At 73.9% G+C, this 12,862-nt stretch carries 12 protein-coding genes; 7 read left to right on the forward strand and 5 right to left on the reverse strand.

The window, feature by feature from the left end:
• Window positions 1-5 precede the first annotated feature (5 nt).
• Window positions 6-1,580 carry an ABC transporter permease gene (locus ACFY7C_RS27350; RefSeq protein ID WP_389655255.1) on the reverse strand — a complete coding sequence of 525 codons (1,575 nt, stop codon included), beginning with the start codon at window positions 1,578-1,580 and terminating at the stop codon, window positions 6-8.
• Window positions 1,577-2,491, reverse strand: coding sequence for an ATP-binding cassette domain-containing protein (locus ACFY7C_RS27355; protein WP_389655257.1), 915 nt, complete (start codon window positions 2,489-2,491; stop codon window positions 1,577-1,579). Before ACFY7C_RS27355 ends, ACFY7C_RS27350 begins: the two co-directional genes overlap by 4 nt.
• A 71-nt stretch (window positions 2,492-2,562) precedes the next feature.
• Between ACFY7C_RS27355 and ACFY7C_RS27360 the strand changes: the two genes are divergently transcribed.
• A complete protein-coding gene (locus ACFY7C_RS27360; protein ID WP_389655676.1) occupies window positions 2,563-3,078 on the forward strand; it encodes a GbsR/MarR family transcriptional regulator in 516 nt (171 codons plus the stop codon).
• On the opposite strand, the gene ACFY7C_RS27365 is transcribed toward ACFY7C_RS27360, so the two are convergent.
• Both ACFY7C_RS27365 and ACFY7C_RS27370 read right to left on the reverse strand, forming a co-directional pair.
• A complete protein-coding gene (locus ACFY7C_RS27365) occupies window positions 3,075-4,163 on the reverse strand; it encodes a hypothetical protein (protein WP_389655259.1) in 1,089 nt (362 codons plus the stop codon). The genes ACFY7C_RS27360 and ACFY7C_RS27365 overlap by 4 nt on opposite strands.
• Before the next feature lie 72 nt (window positions 4,164-4,235).
• On the reverse strand, window positions 4,236-4,988 hold the full coding sequence (locus ACFY7C_RS27370; protein WP_389655677.1) for a diacylglycerol kinase: 753 nt from the start codon (window positions 4,986-4,988) through the stop codon (window positions 4,236-4,238).
• Window positions 4,989-5,182: 194 nt separating this feature from the next.
• Between ACFY7C_RS27370 and ACFY7C_RS27375 the strand changes: the two genes are divergently transcribed.
• From ACFY7C_RS27375 to ACFY7C_RS27385, 3 genes are all read left to right on the forward strand, one after another.
• Window positions 5,183-6,466, forward strand: a complete 1,284-nt coding sequence (locus ACFY7C_RS27375; protein ID WP_345487077.1) for an adenylosuccinate synthase — start codon at window positions 5,183-5,185, stop codon at window positions 6,464-6,466.
• A gap of 319 nt (window positions 6,467-6,785) precedes the next feature.
• Window positions 6,786-7,343: a DUF6232 family protein gene (locus ACFY7C_RS27380; RefSeq protein WP_389655261.1), complete on the forward strand. Its 558-nt coding sequence runs from the start codon at window positions 6,786-6,788 to the stop codon at window positions 7,341-7,343.
• The gene (locus ACFY7C_RS27385) at window positions 7,340-7,708 is read left to right on the forward strand and encodes a hypothetical protein (protein ID WP_389655263.1); all 369 of its coding nucleotides are present in this window, start codon (window positions 7,340-7,342) and stop codon (window positions 7,706-7,708) included. The genes ACFY7C_RS27380 and ACFY7C_RS27385 overlap by 4 nt, the downstream gene beginning before the upstream one ends.
• A 47-nt stretch (window positions 7,709-7,755) precedes the next feature.
• Here the strand turns inward: ACFY7C_RS27385 and ACFY7C_RS27390 are convergent, their stop codons facing one another.
• Window positions 7,756-8,586, reverse strand: coding sequence for an oxidoreductase (locus ACFY7C_RS27390; RefSeq protein ID WP_389655265.1), 831 nt, complete (start codon window positions 8,584-8,586; stop codon window positions 7,756-7,758).
• A 112-nt stretch (window positions 8,587-8,698) separates the two neighbouring features.
• Here ACFY7C_RS27390 and ACFY7C_RS27395 point away from each other — a divergent pair, with 112 nt between their 5' ends.
• The 3 genes from ACFY7C_RS27395 (at window position 8,699) to ACFY7C_RS27405 (ending at window position 12,860) form a co-directional block, all read left to right on the forward strand.
• A complete protein-coding gene (locus tag ACFY7C_RS27395; protein WP_389655267.1) occupies window positions 8,699-9,631 on the forward strand; it encodes a LysR family transcriptional regulator in 933 nt (310 codons plus the stop codon).
• An 88-nt stretch (window positions 9,632-9,719) separates the two neighbouring features.
• The gene (locus ACFY7C_RS27400; RefSeq protein WP_389655269.1) at window positions 9,720-10,706 is read left to right on the forward strand and encodes a hypothetical protein; all 987 of its coding nucleotides are present in this window, start codon (window positions 9,720-9,722) and stop codon (window positions 10,704-10,706) included.
• Between the two features lie 300 nt (window positions 10,707-11,006).
• Window positions 11,007-12,860 (forward strand): HSP90 family protein, encoded by a 1,854-nt coding sequence (locus ACFY7C_RS27405; protein ID WP_389655271.1) that lies wholly within the window; start codon window positions 11,007-11,009, stop codon window positions 12,858-12,860.
• Window positions 12,861-12,862 lie beyond the last annotated feature (2 nt).

Here is a 12,862-nt window from a genome sequence, read left to right on the forward strand (position 1 = left end):
CCGGTTCAGCTCGGCATGTCCCGGCGGCGCAGCCCCGCAAGCCCGGCCGCGACCAGGGCGGCTGCGAGGGCGGTGAGGGCGAGGACCGGGGTCCAGGCCATCTCCTGGCCGGGGAGCCTGGGCAGGTGGCCGAAGGGCGAGAGGTTCAGCACCGCCCGCGGCAGGTCGAGCGCGGGGCCGATCCAGCCGAGGGCCAGACAGGTGCCCGCGACCCCCCAGCCGGCCACGGCGGCCTTCGGGAAGGCACCCCACAGGAGGACCGCGAGGCCCGCCAGGGTCCAGATCGCGGGGAGCTGGACGAGGGAGGCGCCCAGGAGCGGGCCGAGGTCCTCGCCGTGTCCGCCGTAGAGGCCCAGCCCGGCGAGCAGCATGATCAGCACCGGCCCGGCGAACGCGACCGCCAGGTGCCCGGCCGCCCAGCGCAGCCGGCCGACCGGCCCCGCGAGCAGCGGTTCGGCCCGCTGGGAGGTCTCCTCGCCGTGCAGCCGCAGCACGGAGCCGACCGCGAAGAGGGCGGCGACCATGCCGAAGAGGCCGACCATGGTGGCGAGGAAGGCGTCGGTGAGGGCGCTCTGGCCGCCCATCCGCTCGAAGATCCGCCGGGCCTGCTCGTTGTCGCCGACGATGTCGGCCGCGCCTTCGGCCATGCCGCCGAAGACGAGGCCGCCGAGCAGGAAGCCGGCCGACCAGCCGAGCAGCGTGCCGCGCTGGAGCCGCAGGGCGAGCGCGCCCGCCGTCGCGAGCCGGCCGGTGGCGGGCCCGGGCCGGGTCGGCAGGAAGCTCATGCCGAGGTCGCGGCGCGCGGTGAGGCGGTACGCCAGGGCCGTCTGGACCAGTGCGGCGGCGGCGGGCAGCAGGAGCACCCACCAGCGTTCGCCGGCGAAGGCGCGGACGTTCTCGGCCCAGCCGACGGGGGAGAGCCAGGTGAGCGGTGAGCCGCCGTCCGCGCCGCCGGAGTCGCCCGCCGCCCGCAGGACGAACGCGAGGCCGAGGACGCCCGCCGTCAGGCCCTTGGCGAGCCGGGCGCTCTCGGTGAGCTGGGCGACGATCGCCGCCAGGGTGGCGAAGACCATGCCGGTCCCGCCGATCGCGAGGCCGAGCGCGAGCGCCCCGGCCGCGCCCTGACCGGCGAGCCCGGCGGTGACGATCAGGACGACGGCGGCGTTGGCGGTGAGCGCGGTGAGGAGGGCGGCGGTCAGCGGGGCCCGGCGGCCCACCGCGGCGGCCGACAGCATCTCCTGGCGGCCGGTCTCCTCCTCCTCGCGGGTGTGCCGGACCACGATGATCAGGCTCATGACAGCGGCGAGGACGGCGGCGAAGGTGCCGAAGCGCCAGGCGACGAGCCCGCCGAGGGAGTCGTCGAAGACGGGCCCGTAGAGCGAGCGCATGGAGCTGTTGGCGTTCATGGAGGCGGCGAGTTCGGCGCGCTGGGCGGTGGTGCCGTACAGGCCCTCGAGCGATCCGGCGCCACTGGCGACCATGCCGCCGGTGACCAGGGCCCAGACCGGCAGCATCAGCCGGTCGCGCCGCAGGGCGAGCCGGGTGAGGGCTCCGGTGGCGGTGAGGCCGGCGCTGCTCATGACGCGGCCACTTCCTCGGCGTAGTGACGGAGGAAGAGCTCCTCCAGGGTGGGCGGGGTGGAGGTGAGGCTCCGTACGCCGGACGCGGTGAGCGACCGGAGCACGGCGTCGAGCTTGTCGGTGTCGACCTGGAGCCGGACCCGGTGGCCCCGCCCCCCTTCGGTCGCCCGGAGTTCGAGGTCGTGGACGCCGGGGAGGTGGGCGAGGCCGTTCGGCGGGCCGGCCAGCTCGGCGGTGACGCTGGTACGGGTGAGGTGGCGCAGCTCGGCGAGGGAGCCGGACTCGACCGTGCGGCCCTTGCGGATGATGCTGACCCGGTCGCAGAGGGTCTCGACCTCGCTGAGGATGTGGCTGGACAGGAGCACGGTGGTGCCGCGGTCGCGGGCCTGGCCGACGCAGTCCTGGAAGACCTCCTCCATCAGCGGGTCGAGGCCGCTGGTGGGCTCGTCGAGGACGAGCAGGTCGACGTCGGAGGCGAAGGCGGCGACGAGCGCCACCTTCTGCCGGTTGCCCTTGGAGTAGGTCCGGCCCTTCTTGGTCGGGTCGAGCTCGAAGCGCTCGATCAGCTCGGCCCTGCGGGTCCTGTCGAGGCCGCCGCGGAGGCGACCGTAGAGGTCGATGACCTCGCCGCCGGAGAGGTTGCGCCACAGGGTGACGTCGCCGGGGACGTAGGCGAGCCGCCGGTGCAGCGCGACCGCGTCGGCCCACGGGTCCCCGCCGAGCAGCCGCGCGGCGCCGGAGTCGGCACGGAGGAGGCCGAGGAGGACCCGGATGGTGGTCGACTTCCCGGCGCCGTTGGGGCCGAGGAAGCCGTGGACCTCGCCGGTCTCGACGGCGAGGTCGAGGCCGTCCAGCGCCTGGGTGCGGCCGAACGTCTTGTGGAGCCCGGCGATGCTGATTGCCTTCGTCATGTTTCAGAACCTACGCTAGTTTCACAAATTTGTGAAGTTAAGGAAGCGTATAAAGTCGAGGGGTGAGTGAGATGACGACGAACGACGAGGACGGCGGCAACGGCAGCGGCAAGGGCGACGATGAGGCCGTCTCCCGCTTCGTGGAACGCTTCGCGGCCGAGATGACCGCCGCGGGCATGCAGCGCATGGCGAGCCGTGTCTTCGCGGCCCTGCTCGCCTCCGAGACCGGCTCCATGACCTCGGCCGAACTCGCCGAGCAGCTGCGGATCAGCCCGGCCGCGGTCTCCGGCGCGATCAGCTACCTCAGTCAGGTGAGCATGGTCAGCCGCGAGCGCGACCCCGGCACCCGCCGGGACCGCTATGTGCTCCACAACGAGCTCTGGTACGAGACCTTCACCCGCCGCGACCAGATCCTCACCCGCTGGGAGAAGATGCTCCGCGAGGGCGCCGCCACCCTCGGCCCGCAGACGCCCGCCGGCCGCCGCACCGCCGAGACCGCCGACTTCTTCGCCTTCCTCCACGGCGAGATGGCCGGAATCATGGACCGCTGGCGGGCCCGCAAGGAAGGCGGGGCGGAGTCCTCCTAGTCCTCCACGGCGCCGCGCCCGGCGCGCCGCCGGCGCGTCAGCAGGCCGGCCGCGCCGCCGGCGAGCCCGGCCAGGAGGGCGACGACGCCGAGGACGCGGATGGCCTCGGCGTCACGGAAGGCGCTCGTCCCCTCCCGCTCGGCGTTGTACAGCTCGCCCTCCCAGGGCCCGTACGAGACGACGTAACCGGTCTGCGGCCGCTCCTCGGGCGGCTCGGGCCACAGGCTCCACTCCGGCTCCGGCTTCGGGGCCGGAGCGCACCGGAACGGCCCCGTCTTGTGGCTGCCGTCGGACGGGTCCGTCCAGGCCACCGTGCAGCTGTCGCCGGGCCCCCGGCCGAGGACGGTGACGTCGACCCGCGGGTCCTCCTTCGCCGACTCCGCGCACAGGAACGCGAAGCCGAGAGCCAGCACCCCCACCAGGGCGACCCACCGCCACCGCCCCTTGCGGCGCGGGGCCCGCACCGGACCGAGCGGACCCGCCTCCGTCGTCCGGGGTTCCGTCGACCGCGGCTCCGGGACATCCCGCCCGGGGGCGCCCGCCCGAGCCGCCAACCGGTCCCGGGTCCCCCCGTCCCGTACGGACTCCGCCCAGAGCAGCCCGCCGCCGCGTTGCGCGGTCAGCACCCCGCCCCCGGCCGGGCCACCGCACCACCACAGCTCGCCGCCGGTCCCCGGCCGCGCCAGCCGCCGGCGCCACGGCAGCGCCCGGACGAGCAGGGGCCGGGCCTCGCCCGAGACGGGGTCCGTCAGGACCGCACCGGTCGTGAACGGTCCGAGCGGCACGAGGACGGCCGGGTGCGCCGACCACGACCCCCACGCCAGGGCCCGGCCCATCCGGCGGGCGAGGGACAGCGAGCGCAGCCCCACGGCGCCGGCGGCCAGACCGAGCAGCAGGAACGCGGGCGCCACGACCGGCGCCCAGGCGGTGTCCCACCGGTGCGTCAGCTGCCAGGCCGCCACCAGGAGCGCGAACACCCCGCCGATCACCAGACCACGCGCCCGCTCCTGATAGCGCCCCAGCGCCCCTCGCGTCTCCGGCGACGCCGGCACGTCGAACGCGGCGGTGCCGCTCTCCCCACCCACGAGAAATCCCCCCTCGAAGCCCCGCGCCGAGCCTAGGGGATGCCCGGGGCTGTTCCAGGGTCGGGCGGGCGTCTAGAGGGTGCTCACCGGCAGCGTCAGCCCCCACACTCCCGCCCGGACCGTCCAGGTCCGCCGTCGCACCGGGCCGGAGACCGTCGTGTCGGCGCGGTAGCGGAAGTCGGGGCCGGTCACCGTGAGGGTCTGGGCGGTGACCCGTACGGGTGGGGCGCCCGCGGGAATCAGGGTGAGCGCCGCCGCGCCGCCGAGGGCGCGGACCGTCATGCCCTCCACCGGCACGTCCACGTCCGTGAGCAGCACCCCGTCCGCCTCCACCCGCAGCCGGTGCGCGCGGTCCGCGAGCGCCGTCGGGTCCGGGCGGACCAGGGTGCGCACCAGGGAGCGGCAGGTGTCCCAGACGGTGGGCGCCACGGGGGCGAGGACGCGGGAGGCGGGCACGTCGAGACGGTCGAGGACCACGCCGTCGCTGTCGTCGACCAGCAGGTCGAGCCGGCGCACCGCCCCGTCCAGGACCGCCCGGGCCGCGGCGACCGTGCCCGTCGGCACGCCGAGCGCGCGGGCCGTCCGCAGGCGGTCGGGGGCGCCGATCGGGACGACGGCGAACGCCCCGCCGACGGCCTCCCGCTCCCGCTGCAACAGGGTCACCGTGCGCAGCAGCGCGCGGTCGTCGCCGAGGACGACGGGGCGCCGGGCGCCACGCCGGGCCAGGGCACGGGCGAATTCCTCGGGACCCTCCGGAAGACAGATCTTCGTCTCCGCACCCGCGGACAGCACATCTTTCGCGATTCGCACGGACTCGCCGTCCATTCGGCGGGCGACCGGGTCGATGATGACCAGCAGCTGGTCGTGATCCGACACCTCGGTCCTTCCTCGGGTAGTCTCTTTGTGCAAGAGCCCCTTGCGCTATTGCGCCAGGGGCTTCGTCTATTCCGGGGCACACCGGTGAGGCGGCGTCGGCCCCCTGACCTTGGACATGCCCCGCCCGGAAGGGGTGTACGCCTGTGCCCGCACTTGTGCTGCTCGGTGCTCAGTGGGGTGACGAGGGCAAGGGAAAGGCCACCGACCTGCTCGGTGGGTCCGTTGACTATGTGGTGCGTTACCAGGGCGGCAACAACGCCGGCCACACGGTCGTCGTAGGCGACCAGAAGTACGCGCTGCACCTGCTCCCTTCCGGAATCCTCTCGCCGGGGTGCACCCCGGTCATCGGAAACGGCGTCGTCGTCGACCCGGCGGTCCTGCTCTCCGAGCTGAGCGGACTCAACGAGCGCGGCGTCGACACCTCGAAGCTGCTGATCAGCGGCAACGCCCACCTGATCACGCCGTACAACGTCACCCTCGACAAGGTGACGGAACGGTTCCTCGGCAAGCGCAAGATCGGCACCACCGGCCGCGGCATCGGCCCGACCTACGCCGACAAGATCAACCGCGTCGGCATCCGGGTCCAGGACCTCTACGACGAGTCGATCCTCACCCAGAAGGTCGAGGCGGCGCTCGAGGGCAAGAACCAGCTCCTCGCCAAGCTGTACAACCGGCGCGCGATCGACGCCGCGCAGATCGTCGAGGAGATGCTCCAGTACGCGGAGCAGATCAAGCCCTTCGTCGCCGACACCACCCTGATCCTCAACAACGCGCTCGACGAGGACAAGGTCGTGCTCTTCGAGGGCGGCCAGGGCACCCTCCTGGACGTCGACCACGGCACGTACCCCTTCGTCACCTCCTCGAACCCGACCGCCGGCGGCGCCTGCACCGGTACGGGCGTCGGCCCGACGAAGATCAGCCGGGTCATCGGCATCCTCAAGGCGTACACCACCCGTGTCGGCGCCGGCCCGTTCCCGACCGAGCTGTTCGACCAGGACGGCGAGGACCTCCGCCGCATCGGCGGCGAGCGCGGTGTGACCACCGGCCGTGACCGCCGCTGCGGCTGGTTCGACGCGGTCATCGCCCGCTACGCGACCCGCGTCAACGGCCTGACCGACTTCTTCCTCACCAAGCTCGACGTGCTGACCGGCTGGGAGCAGATCCCGGTCTGCGTCGCGTACGAGATCGACGGCAAGCGCGTCGAGGAGCTGCCCTACTCGCAGACCGACTTCCACCACGCGAAGCCGATCTACGAGATGCTCCCGGGCTGGTCCGAGGACATCACCAAGGCCAAGACCTTCGGCGACCTCCCGAAGAACGCCCAGGCCTACGTGAAGGCCCTGGAGGAGATGTCCGGCGCCCCGATCTCCGCGATCGGCGTGGGCCCGGGCCGCACCGAGACGATCGAGATCAACTCCTTCCTCTAGGCGCTGGGCGCCAGGCGCCAGGCGGTACCCCTTTCGTGTGAAGGGCCCGCGCCCCCGGTTCGCCGGGGCGCGGGCCCTTCGCCGTCCCCGCCTGCCAGAACGGCTTGATCACGCCTTGTGGGGCCACCGGGAAGTTCGCTTGTCTCGTCCTTTCCTTTCCCGTGGCCTCAGGGGGACACCGATGACCACACCCGACAAGCCGTCCGCGCCACCGTCCGCGCCACCATCCGGATCACCGTCCGCGGCCCCGTCCGGATCACCGCCGCCGGCGCCGGCGGCGCCGCCTCCGCCGTCCGTCCCGCCGCAGCGCTCGGCCCCCGTGCCCGCCACGACGACGTTCAACGCCGTGGACCTCGTCATCAGCAAGCGGCTGCTGTGGGTCGCCGGAGCGGCCTATCCGCTGCACAACATCGCCCGCGTCTACACCTTCATGCTCCACCCGCGCCGGGGCGAGGCCGTACGGATCTTCCTGAAGCGGCTGGTGATCACCCTGGGCGCGGCGATGGCCTTCACCTTCTTCGCGGGCCTCGCCTCCTTCGGTGCCCAGGGGGATCTGGGCGGGCTGCTGGCGCTGATCTGGTGGATCGCGGTCGGCTGTCTCGTCTGGTTCCTGGTCGACCTGCTCATCGTGCTCACCGCGAAGTCCCACTTCGTCCTGGCCGTCGAGTCCAACGGCCGGTCGACGGCGCTGGTCACCGCCCCCGATCCGGGGACGCTGAACCAGCTCGTCGGCTCGATCGCGCACGCCATCGAGCACCCGGAGACCGAGCTCCAGGTGCGGGTCGAGCGGCTGATGATCGGCAGCCCGAGCAACTACTACTTCGGCGACACCGTCAACATGTACGGCGGTACGGGCAACGTGGGGATGCAGGCATGAGCGGCGACACCAACACCAACCACTTCTACGGCAACACGGTGAACATGCACGGCGGCACCGGCAACACCGGCATGGTGTTCCAGCGGTCCGGGGCCGCCGACGAGTCCGGCGCGGGAGGCGAGGAGCTGACCCGCGCCGTACAGGAACTCGTCCGGCTGCTCGCCGAGTTGCGCCCGCAGCTCTCGCCGCAGGACGCCGAGGCCGTGGACGCCAGCCTGCCGGTCATCACCGGCGAGGCGGAGGCCGAGCCGCAGGAGCGCCGGCAGGCCCTGATGACGGTCCTGGGCGTCGCCTCGCTCGCGGCGACGCTGGGCCAGCCGGTGGCCGAGGCGGTCCGGGGCATCCTCGGCCTCATCGGCAACTGACCGGAGGGCAGGTGGCGGGGGAGCCCCCGCCCCCTGCCTTTTCGCTCTCAGGCGTCCAGCTTCGTGTCCCGCCCGACCTTGTCCCAGGCGGCCAGGTCCGCGCGGACCTGGTCCAGGTGGCCGTGGATCGTGTCGATGGCGTCCTCGCCGAGGGCGAGCCGCAGCGGGGGCTCGTCGGCGTCGAGCGCGGCCAGGACGGCGGCGGCGGCCTTCGCCGGGTCGCCGACCTGGGTGCCGCCGCCGGTCTCCACATAGGTGCGGGTGGCGCCGACGGTGTCCGCGTAGTCGGCGATGGCGCCCTCGCTGAGGCTGTGGTTGCCGAAGAGGCTGGTGCGGAAGGCTCCGGGCTCCACGATCAGGACCCGGATGCCGAGCGGGCCCACCTCCGCGGCCAGGGCCTCCGACATGCCCTCCAGGGCGAACTTCGTCGCGCTGTACGCACCGAAGCCGGCCATCGACATCTGGCCGCCGACGCTGCTGAGCTGGACGATCGCGCCGGAGCGGCGGGCCCGCATGTGGGGCAGCACGGCCCGGGTCAGCGCCGCGGGCCCGAAGACGTGCACGTCGAAGAGCGAGCGCAGCTCGGCGTCGCCGGTCTCCTCCACCGAACCGACGTGGGTGCGGCCCGCGTTGTTGACCAGGACGTCGATGCGGCCGTGCCGCTCGGCGACCTCGCCGACCACCCGCTCGACGGCGGCGAGGTCGGTGACGTCCAGCGTCACGGCCTCCACCTGGTCGGGGTGGGCGGCGACCAGCTCGTCCAGGGTGCCCGCTCGGCGGGCCGCGGCGACCACGACGTCACCGGCGGCGACCGCCGCCTCGGTGAAGGCGCGCCCGAAGCCGCTGTTGGCACCGGTGATCAGCCAGACCTTGCTCATCGTCCCTGTCTCCCTCGTTCGGTTCGTTCTCGGTCCCTCGTGTTCCTCGCGCCAACAACCTTGCCCGCAAAGCAGGTTGGGCGTCCAAGATCCGTCGTGATAACCAGGGGGAATGACAGTCACGGATGTGCGCGGACGGGATCTCGGGTACTTCCTCGCCGTCGCCGAGGAACTGCACTTCACCCGCGCCGCCGAGCGGCTGTACGTCTCCCAGCCCGCGCTCAGCAAGCGGATACGGGCCCTGGAACAGCAGCTCGGCGCCCCCCTCTTCGACCGCGACCGGCACGGCGTCCGCCTCACCCCCGTCGGCACCGCCCTGCTCCCGCACGCCCGCGCCGTGCTCGCGGCCTGGGCGGACGCGGAGGACGCGGTCCGGGCCGCCCGCGCCGCGCAGGACGCCACCCTCGTCATCGGCATGTCCACCAGCCCCGGCCGCGGCGGAATGCTCCCCGCGATCCGCTCCCGCTTCACCGAGCACCACCCCGGCGTCCGGCTCCGGCTGCGCCAGGTCGGCTGGGAGGACCCGACCGCCGGGCTCGCCGACGGGGCCTGCGACCTCGCCTTCGTCTGGCTGCCCCTGGCCGGCGCCGAGCGCTACCGCTGGGTCGTCGTCGCCACCGAGCCCCGCCTGATCGCCCTGCCCGAATCCCACCCGCTGGCCGTCCGCGACCGGATCGCCTTCGCCGAGCTCCTCGACGAACCCTTCCTCGCCCTGCCCGCCGCCGCCCCCGAGCTGCGCGACCACTGGCTGGCCCTGGACGCGCGGGACGGCCGCCCGCCCCGTATCGGCGCGGAGATCGCCTCCGCCGACGAGACCTACGAAGCCCTCGTCGACGGTCTCGGCATCTGCCTGGTCGCCACCGGCAACGCCCCGCTGCTCACCCGTGGCGGTGTCGTCACCCGCCCCGTCGACGGCGTCCCGCCGTCCCGCCTCGCCCTCGCCTGGCGCGCCGACGACACCCGCCCCGAGGTCCGCGACTACGCCCGCGCGGCGGCCCGCGTGACGCGCGCCACGGCGTCCGGACGGGCAGGGGATGTCATGTGAAGCACCGGCGGAAACCCGGTGGCAGCGGTGTCGGTGGTCCCGCCTATGCTGCACGGACTCGCACGCGGAACCAGGGGAGGGCGCGGCCATGCTCGGCAAGCTGTTCGGCAGGGATACGGAGAGACCGGCGGCGGATCCGTACGCCCTCCCGGCCCCGCGCAAGCGCAAGAACGGCATGTACGCCTTGCGCGCCCTCGGGGACACCCGGGTGCTCGCGCTGGTGGAGGCGGCCGACGCGGGTGACTGGGAGGAGGTCAAGGCGGCGCTCGCCCCCTTCGACCTCGGCCACGAGCACGATGTCCTCGGTGTGGTCGCGGACGTGGACGGCGTGGAGGAGTGGATCGGCCGGGCCGTCGAGGAGGACAAGGAGCACCGGGCGATCGCCCTGCTGATATCCGGCGCGCGCCACATCATCTGGGGCTGGGAGGCGCGTACCTCCGCGTGGGCCGCCGATGTCACGCAGGAGCAGTGGCGGATCTTCCACGAGCGGCTCCACATCGCCGAGGAGCAGCTCCTGGAGGCCGCCGAGCTGCGGCCGGACTGGGTCACGCCGTGGCGCCGCCTGCTCACCTCCGGGCGCGGCATGTCGCTGGGCGCCGCCGTCAACGAGACCCGGCGCGACGCCGCCCTGCGCCGCGACCCGCTGGACCTGGAGACCCACCTGGAGTGGCTCTCGCAGCTCCAGCCCCGCTGGGGCGGCGAGGCCGGCGAGGCCATGGCGTTCGCCCGTGAGGCGCTCGCCCGCGCCCCGCAGGGGCACCCGCTCGGCTGTGTGATCGCCATGGCGCACATCGAGGACTGGGTGGAGTCGGACGACGGGGACTGCCTCGTGGATCCGGCGATCCAGGCCGAGCTGCGGGCCGCGGCCGACCACAGCATCCTCCACCCCGCCTATGTGCGGCGCCTGGGCTGGCAGAACGACTTCAACATGTTCGCCATGGCCCTGTCGCTGGCGGGCGAGCGGCACACGATCCGCCGGGTGTTCCAGGCCCTCGACGGCGCCTACACCAATTGGCCGTGGACGTACTTCGCGGAGCCCGAGAAGGAATTCGCCCGCCGCCAGCGCCGCGCCTGACCCGCCACCGGCGCGTTCGCGTCGACGCTGCCCTGTCCGAGTCGACCGCCGTGCCCGTGCCCGTGCGCGCCGCCGGGCCCGAGCCCGACACCGGCCCGTCGGCCGGACCGGGCGACTCGCTCGATCCGGCGACGCGCCCCGAGCCGGCCGGCCCACCCGGCCCGTCCGGACCTGGCGGCTCGCCTGATCCGGCCGGCGCCCCCACCCAGGCCGGCGCCTCCGCCCAGGCCGGCGCCTCCGCCCAGGCCGGCGCGCCCGGCCCGCCCCGCACCCACCGCCCTCACCACCCCGGACTGCCCGATGACTGTGCCCGACATCGATTCCGCCGCGAACCCGGCCGGCGCCGACCGCACCTTCCAGGTCGATCTGCGCGGCCTCGTCGACCTCCTCTCCCACCACCTCTACTCCAGCCCGCGCGTCTACCTGCGCGAACTCCTGCAGAACGCGGTGGACGCGCTGACCGCCCGGCACGGCCTCGAACCGGCCGCCCCCGCCGACGCCTTCGGCATCCGCCTCTTCGCCGACGGCTCGGTCGTACGCGTCGAGGACGACGGCGTCGGCCTCACCGAGGCCGACGTGCACACCTTCCTCGCCACCATCGGCCGCAGCAGCAAGCGCGCGGACCGGATCGCCGAGCAGCGCGGCGACTTCATCGGCCAGTTCGGCATCGGCCTGCTCTCCTGCTTCCTGGTCGCGGACGAGATCCACGTCCTGAGCCGCTCCGCCCGCACCCCCGACGCGCCCGCCGTGGAGTGGCGGGGCCGCGGCGACGGCAGCTACACCGTCCGCACCCTGCCCGCCTCCGCCCGCCCCCGGCCCGGCACCACCGTCACCCTCACCCCGCGCGTCGACGCCGGCGAGTGGACCCGCCCGGCGCGGGTGCACGCGCTGGCCCGCCACTTCGGGTCCCTGCTGCGCCACCCGGTGACCTTCGACGACGGCACCGGCGGCCCCGGTGCTCCCGTCAACCCCGAGCCCGCGCCCTGGGCCCGTACGTACCCCACCCCGGGATCCCGCTCCCGCGCGCTGGCCGCGTACGGCGAGGAGGTCTTCGGCTTCACGCCGCTGGACACCATCGAGCTCGACCTGCCGGCCGTGGGCCTCAAGGGCATCGCGTGCGTGCTGCCCGAGGCGGTGCCGGCCGGGCGCCGCCACGGCCACCGCGTGCACGTCAAGGGCATGCTGCTGTCGGAGCAGGCGGAGGAGATCCTGCCCGACTGGGCGTTCTTCGTCCGCTGCGTCGTCGACGCCGAGAGCCTGCGCCCGACCGCGTCCCGCGAGTCCCTGTACGAGGACGACACGCTCGCCGCCGTCCGCGACGCCCTCGCCGAGCGGCTGCGCGCCTGGATCGCCCGGGCCGCGGCCAGCGACCCCGACCTGCTCGCCCGCTTCCTGCAGACCCACCACCTGGCCGTGAAGTCGCTCGCCGTGCACGACGACGAGATCCTGCGGATGCTGCTGCCGTGGCTGCCGTTCGAGACCACCGACGGGCACACCACCCTCGACGAGTTCGCCCGCACCCACCGCACGGTGCTCGTGACGTCCAGCGTGGAGGAGTTCCGGCAGGTCGCGGCCATCGCCTCGGCCGCGGGGCTCGGCGTCGTCAACGGCGGCTACACCTACGACCGCGAACTGGTCCACCGGCTGCCCGAGATCAGGCCCGAGGTCACGGTCGCCGACCTCGACCCGGCCACCCTCACCGCCCACCTCGACCCCGTCGACCGGGAGACGGAACTGGCCGCCGCGGCCTACCTCGCCCAGGCCCGCGACGCCCTCGCCGTCTTCGACTGCGACGTCGCGCTGCGCACCTTCCAGCCCGCCTCCGCCCCCGCCCTCCTCGTCGACAGCCGCGAGGCCCGGCACGAGCGCACCCGCTCCCAGCTCGCCCGCGAGCAGGAGGGCGGCCTGTGGGGCGACATCCTCGGCGCCCTGCGCCAGGAGGCCCCGCGGGCCCAGCTGATCCTCAACCAGCTCAACCCGCTGGTCCGCACCGCCGTCGCCATCGACGAGCCCGAGCTGGCCCGCACCAGCGCCGAAGCCCTCTACGGCCAGGCCGCGCTGCTGTCCCGGCGCCCGCTCAGGCCCGCCGAGTCGAGCCTCATCAACCGCTCCTTCCTCGACCTCCTCGCCCACGCCCTCCGCAAGGACAGCTGACG

This window comes from Streptomyces sp. NPDC012769, from assembly GCF_042901205.1.
Classification (GTDB): Bacteria; Actinomycetota; Actinomycetes; order Streptomycetales; family Streptomycetaceae; genus Streptomyces.

What these genes read in the sequence shown, in the direction of transcription:
- ACFY7C_RS27350 (WP_389655255.1), bottom strand. Translation starts at nt 1,580, where the DNA reads ATGAGCAGCGCCGGCCTCACCGCCACCGGAGCCCTCACCCGGCTCGCC.
- ACFY7C_RS27355 (WP_389655257.1), bottom strand. Translation starts at nt 2,491, where the DNA reads ATGACGAAGGCAATCAGCATCGCCGGGCTCCACAAGACGTTCGGCCGC.
- ACFY7C_RS27360 (WP_389655676.1), top strand. Translation starts at nt 2,563, where the DNA reads ATGACGACGAACGACGAGGACGGCGGCAACGGCAGCGGCAAGGGCGAC.
- ACFY7C_RS27370 (WP_389655677.1), bottom strand. Translation starts at nt 4,988, where the DNA reads ATGGACGGCGAGTCCGTGCGAATCGCGAAAGATGTGCTGTCCGCGGGT.
- ACFY7C_RS27385 (WP_389655263.1), top strand. Translation starts at nt 7,340, where the DNA reads ATGAGCGGCGACACCAACACCAACCACTTCTACGGCAACACGGTGAAC.
- ACFY7C_RS27390 (WP_389655265.1), bottom strand. Translation starts at nt 8,586, where the DNA reads ATGAGCAAGGTCTGGCTGATCACCGGTGCCAACAGCGGCTTCGGGCGC.
- ACFY7C_RS27395 (WP_389655267.1), top strand. Translation starts at nt 8,699, where the DNA reads ATGACAGTCACGGATGTGCGCGGACGGGATCTCGGGTACTTCCTCGCC.
- ACFY7C_RS27400 (WP_389655269.1), top strand. Translation starts at nt 9,720, where the DNA reads ATGCTCGGCAAGCTGTTCGGCAGGGATACGGAGAGACCGGCGGCGGAT.
- ACFY7C_RS27405 (WP_389655271.1), top strand. Translation starts at nt 11,007, where the DNA reads ATGACTGTGCCCGACATCGATTCCGCCGCGAACCCGGCCGGCGCCGAC.